Here is a 5,735-nt window from a genome sequence, read left to right on the forward strand (position 1 = left end):
AAAACCACGCAAAGTAATGATGCTGGTAAAAGCCGGTCAACCGGTTGACGATTTCATCGAATTATTAATTCCTCATTTAGAACCGGGTGACATCATCATCGATGGTGGTAACTCACACTTCCCTGATTCAATTCGTCGCACGAAATATGTTGAAAGCAAAGGTTTATTATTCATCGGAACCGGCGTTTCGGGTGGTGAAGAAGGTGCACTGAAAGGCCCGTCAATGATGCCTGGTGGTAGTCCGGCAGCATGGACTGCTGTAAAAGATATTTTCCAATCAGTAGCTGCAAAAGTTGAAGATGGTTCTCCTTGTTGTGACTGGGTTGGTGAAGATGGTGCCGGCCACTTCGTAAAAATGGTACACAATGGTATTGAATACGGCGATATGCAAATCATCAACGAAGCTTACCAGGTCATGAAAGATTTGATGGGTATGAGCGCCGATGAGATGCACGAAGTATTCAAAAAATGGAATACTGAAGAGCTGGATTCTTACCTGACTGAGATCACCCGCGACATCCTGGCCTTTAAAGATGAAGACGGTGAGCCTTTGGTTGAAAAAATTCTGGATACTGCCGGTCAAAAAGGTACAGGGAAATGGACTGGTGTAACCGCATTGGATTTAGGTATTCCTTTAACTCTGATCGGCGAGTCAGTATTCTCTCGTTGTTTGTCAGCACAAAAAGACCTGCGTGTAGAAGCATCGAAAGTAATCAACGGACCAAAACCAGAATTTACCGGAGATAAAGCTCAAATGATTGAAGACCTGAAAATGGCTTTATTTGGAGCCAAAATCATTTCGTATGCCCAAGGTTATAACCTAATGATGGAAGCAGCTAACGAATACAAATGGAACCTGAACTACGGTGGTATTGCACTCATGTGGCGTGGTGGATGTATTATTCGTTCTGCCTTCTTAGCTGATATCAAAAAAGCTTTCGATGTAAATCCGGAATTACCAAACTTACTGCTTGCTCCTTACTTCAAAGAGAAAGTTGAAGCAGCTCAAGCCGGATGGCGTCGTGTATGTGCTACGGCACTGAGTAACGGTATACCTGTACCTGCATTAACTTCAGCATTGTGTTATTTTGATGGCTTCCGTAGCGAACGTCTTCCTGCAAACTTGTTGCAAGCACAACGCGACTACTTTGGAGCACACACTTACGAGCGTATTGACAAACCACGTGGTCAGTTCTTCCATACCAACTGGACCGGCCGTGGTGGCGATACTGCCTCAACAACTTACGATGTGTAAGAACAACGTTTCTCATTAACAGACATAATTTAAAGACCGCTTCTCTTTGGAGAGGTGGTCTTTTTTCTGCGAAAAAAAACTATTAAAATACGACTTACAAAATTTGAATAGCCCCTGGCAATTAAGCATCTTAAATAAAAATTTTATCTTTGGTCGTACATTGCCCAGAATTCCAAAAATTAATTGTAGTTTTGCGCAATTTTTTAACTCAAAAAGCTGGCATAAAATGGCAAAATATTCGAATGAAGTTTCAAGAACCTTTAGTGAATACCTGCTTATCCCTGGTCTGACCGACAAAAGCTGTAATCCTGCAAATGTAACGTTAAAAACTCCCTTGGTAGCCTATAACAAAGGCGAAAAACCTGCATTGGAGTTGAATATTCCGTTTGTTTCTGCAATTATGCAGTCGGTTTCCGACCATAACATGGCAATTTCATTGGCTCGTAATGGCGGACTTTCTTTCATCTTCGGTTCTCAGTCTATTGAGACACAAGCCGAAATGGTTCGTAAAGTCAAGAAATTCAAAGCTGGTTTTGTTGAAAGTGATTCAAACCTGACCCCTGAGCACACACTGAAAGATGTGCTGGACTTAAAAGCAAAAACAGGCCACGGGAATATTGCCATTACAGAAGATGGTAGCGAACATGGTAAATTAATGGGAATTGTTACCAGCCGTGATTATCGTCCCAGCCGCGACTCGCTGGATAAAAAAATTAAAGATTTCATGACTCCGTTTGATAAGTTAATTACCGGGAAACTGGGAATTAGTTTGAACGAAGCAAACAATATTATCTGGGATAATAAGCTGAACAGCTTACCCATTGTTGATGAAGATCAAAACTTCCACTTTTTCGTATTCCGTAAAGACTACGAAAGTCACAAAGAACACCCGCAAGAATTACACGACGACAGCAAAAAGCTGCTGGTAGGCGCAGGTATTAACAGCCGTGATTACAAAGAACGTGTTCCGGCCCTTGTTGAAGCAGGTGTTGATGTACTTTGTGTTGACTCGTCTGACGGATTCTCCGAATGGCAGAAAGAAGCTGTTGAGTGGGTCAAAAAAGAATATAGCAACGTTTATATTGGTGCCGGTAATGTTGTTGACACCGAAGGCTTCCTGTACCTGGCCGAAGCCGGAGCTGATTTCATTAAAGTTGGTATCGGTGGTGGATCAATTTGTATTACCCGCGAACAAAAAGGTATTGGCCGTGGACAGGCAACATCGGTTATTGAAGTTGCTTCGGCCCGCGATGAATATTTCGAGAAGAACGGTCGTTATATCCCGATTTGCTCTGATGGCGGTATCGTTCAGGATTACCATATGGTGCTGGCCTTGGCTATGGGAGCCGACTTCCTGATGATGGGACGCTACTTTGCCCGTTTCGACGAAAGCCCGACTCGTAAACTGATGGTGAACAACCGTTACGTAAAAGAATACTGGGGCGAAGGTTCGAACCGTGCCCGTAACTGGCAACGTTACGATATGGGTGGTTCCGAAAATCTGAAATTCGAAGAAGGTGTGGACAGCTATGTTCCTTATGCTGGTAAGTTGAAAGATAACCTCGACATTACTTTGGGGAAAATTAAATCAACCATGTGTAGCTGTGGTTCTATCGCCATTCCTCAATTGAAAGATACGGCTAAAATCACGTTGGTATCAGCGACCAGTATCGTGGAAGGTGGTGCGCACGATGTGATTTTGAAAGATACGAACATGTAAAGTTCATTTTTTGAATAAATAAATTCGGTCAAGAGCTGTCTTCATTTTAGGCAGCTCTTGCTGTTTTTAGAGGGATCCCGGTTAGTACCTAATGCTGCATTCCCCACTCCATAGAAATTATGAAAAAGCTGAATATTAAAAAAGGCTGCCCGGATCAAATACGATCAGACAGCCTTGTTTTCCCATAAATTGCAATCTTCTACTTTCCTATTGATACATATCGTAAAAACTCATCTTTTCGTTCTTTATCTTTAAATACACCGCTATATTCAGCCGTAACCGTCGAACTGCTTTCATCTTCAATACCGCGAGAAGACACACACATATGTTTCGCATCAATTACAACAGCCACATCTTCGGTATTTAAAATCCTTTTTAGCTCATTGGCTATCTGCACCGTCAAACGTTCCTGAACCTGTGGCCGACGAGCATAATAATCAACAATCCGATTAATTTTCGATAATCCGATTACCTGCCCACTGGCAACATAAGCAACATGAGCTTTACCAACAATGGGTAAGAAATGATGCTCACAAGTTGAATTCAGGTTTATATTTCGTTCAACCAACATCTCGCCGTAATTAAATTTATTTTCGAAAACCGAGATTTTAGGTTTATTCTCCGGATTAAGCCCGTTGAATATTTCCTGAACGTACATTTTTGCAACCCGATGAGGGGTTCCGCTCAAACTATCATCCGTAAGATCCAATCCAAGCGTTTCCATAATATCACGAAAGCGATCTTCAATAATCGCCATTTTCTCATCATCGCTTTTCTCAAAAGCATCAGCACGCAAAGGAGTATCTATCGAGGTACCAATATGATTATCACCAATTAGATCAACAGTCGCACTGTTATTGACCTGAGGTATATGATTACGCCCGTTTTTTGAAACAGAGCTTGATTTTACAAATCCATTTACTTTCATAATCTGTTCCCTTTCTTGTTTTCAATGTTTCTAAAACAGACAAATAGGTTGTTTGTTTAAATCCTTCAATTAAGCTTTAAACAATGAACACCGAATTCACTCCTCACATTGGGGCTCAGCTTAATCAAAAAAAGGGAATGCGAAAGGAAGCAAGGAAAATCGAACTTTGCTATTAATTAACAAATGACCCAAAACCAGATAATTTCTATTTTTTACAACTAAATTTGAAGCCGAAAAAAATGATGATTGATTAATCAATTCTTCATTCAGTTTGTTGTCATCAGGGAAAAGTTTTTATTGTAATGGATATTTTAATTGGAATTTTTATTGCTGTTGTTGCTGTTGTTGCGTTGGCAACCTGGGTATCAAACAAATTTAAAAAGCAAAAGCCGGATTCGAAGGAAGAAGAACAACAAGTAGAAATACCGATGGATTGTTGCGGAGCCCACGAAGTTTGTGAGTTCGAAGAAATGCTGCAAAATCCGGAAGAAATTATCTACTTCGAAGATGAAGAACTGGATCGTTTTCAGGGAATCACGTCGGAGCAATATGATGATGAACAGATTGAAGAATTTCGGGATGTACTCTACACCCTAAAAGGTGACGAAATTCGCATGTGGCTCCTCAGCATTGAACGACGTAAACTTCAACTTCCCAACATCCTTCGTCAGGAAGCATTTATGCTAATTGCCGATGCCTGATGTTTACTCTTCGAAAAACAATTCTTCTTTAATTTTATCAATCCTTGAGAGCGCATAATCGATATTGGTACCTTCTTCACCTACCGTCTTAATATATTCGCGGTAATATTGAAGGGCAACAACTTTGTTCGCATTGAATTCCTCGTAAGTTGAAGCAATATCGAAATAAAGCTCTCCTTTTGTTGGATCGATCTCCAAGGCCTTTTGGTAAGCTCCAATTGCTTCTTCAAATTTTCGCAACAGACCATAAACCTGTCCCAAATGCTGATAAATATCTGCCAAATAAGATGGAGTTGCTGTTTCAATAGCCAATTCCAGAAATCCGGCACTTTCATCAAACTGTTTTAATTTCTTATAACATGCTCCCAGGTAAAAATTCACGATCGGGTCGTTTACATTAGCTTCATAACAAGGTTCGAGCATTGAAATAGATTTCTCTTCTTCTTTATCAAAATACAAGCTAATACCATAATTCTTCAATACTTCGAGCGTCGAGTCACCTGTAGCCAAGTAATTTTCGTAGGACAAACGAGCTTTGCTGTATTCTCTGAAAAGAAAATAATTATCGGCTTTTTTAAGCAACAAGGTTGGATTCTGGGGGAATAGATTAAGTCCCCGATCGCAAGTTGCCACTGCCGCCTCCATTCGTTTCTTCTGCGCGTAAATCGTCGACAAATTCAGCCAGGTATTCAAATCCCGAGAGCCTGAAGCAGCCAATTGTTCATACAGTTTGATCGCCAAATCACTTTTCCCTGTCCGATAGGCAGCGTAAGCGTAATAGCGGTTATAAAACGTATTGGTCGAATCTACACTCCAAATTTCCTCATAACAGTGAAAGGCCTCCGGATATGCTTTCAAATTAATATAGCTTTGCGCAAGCTTTCCTTTAAGTTGAACATTGTCGGAGTCAACACTGAGTGCTTTTTTCAAATAAGTAACTGAGTTCAAATAATTTCCCAGAGCGGAATGAGCATCAGCTAATTCTTCCCAATAGCTGACATTTTCCGGCTCCAGAGTACAAGCTTTCCCCAAGGTCTCAATAGCTAAATCGTAATTCATTAGCTTTTCAGCAACGAGTCCCTTTTTAAAATACAAGGCCGCATTCGGATTACGATCCAGCTGCTTGTTGAT

5 protein-coding genes are annotated in these 5,735 nt (G+C 40.8%); 3 read left to right on the forward strand and 2 right to left on the reverse strand.

Annotated features, from left to right (window positions below):
• Both gnd and AC37HE_RS06655 read left to right on the forward strand, forming a co-directional pair.
• Window positions 1-1,255 (forward strand): decarboxylating NADP(+)-dependent phosphogluconate dehydrogenase (gnd, locus tag AC37HE_RS06650; RefSeq protein WP_500782018.1); only part of this gene is annotated, 1,255 nt, incomplete at its 5' end.
• A gap of 226 nt (window positions 1,256-1,481) precedes the next feature.
• A complete protein-coding gene (locus AC37HE_RS06655) occupies window positions 1,482-2,975 on the forward strand; it encodes an IMP dehydrogenase (protein ID WP_500782019.1) in 1,494 nt (497 codons plus the stop codon).
• A gap of 199 nt (window positions 2,976-3,174) precedes the next feature.
• Here the strand turns inward: AC37HE_RS06655 and folE are convergent, their stop codons facing one another.
• Window positions 3,175-3,903 carry a GTP cyclohydrolase I FolE gene (folE, locus tag AC37HE_RS06660; protein WP_500782020.1) on the reverse strand — a complete coding sequence of 243 codons (729 nt, stop codon included), beginning with the start codon at window positions 3,901-3,903 and terminating at the stop codon, window positions 3,175-3,177.
• Window positions 3,904-4,205: 302 nt separating this feature from the next.
• On the opposite strand from folE, the gene AC37HE_RS06665 reads away from it, so the two are divergent.
• Window positions 4,206-4,604: a hypothetical protein gene (locus AC37HE_RS06665; RefSeq protein WP_500782021.1), complete on the forward strand. Its 399-nt coding sequence runs from the start codon at window positions 4,206-4,208 to the stop codon at window positions 4,602-4,604.
• A gap of 3 nt (window positions 4,605-4,607) precedes the next feature.
• Here the strand turns inward: AC37HE_RS06665 and AC37HE_RS06670 are convergent.
• Window positions 4,608-5,735 (reverse strand): tetratricopeptide repeat protein (locus AC37HE_RS06670; RefSeq protein ID WP_500782022.1); only part of this gene is annotated, 1,128 nt, incomplete at its 5' end.

The sequence above is a fragment of the Mangrovibacterium sp. genome, from assembly GCF_059905295.1.

Excerpts from the sequence above, each read along its gene's own strand:
- AC37HE_RS06655 (WP_500782019.1), top strand. The coding sequence starts at position 1,482 with ATGGCAAAATATTCGAATGAAGTTTCAAGAACCTTTAGTGAATACCTG.
- folE (WP_500782020.1), bottom strand. The coding sequence starts at position 3,903 with ATGAAAGTAAATGGATTTGTAAAATCAAGCTCTGTTTCAAAAAACGGG.
- AC37HE_RS06665 (WP_500782021.1), top strand. The coding sequence starts at position 4,206 with ATGGATATTTTAATTGGAATTTTTATTGCTGTTGTTGCTGTTGTTGCG.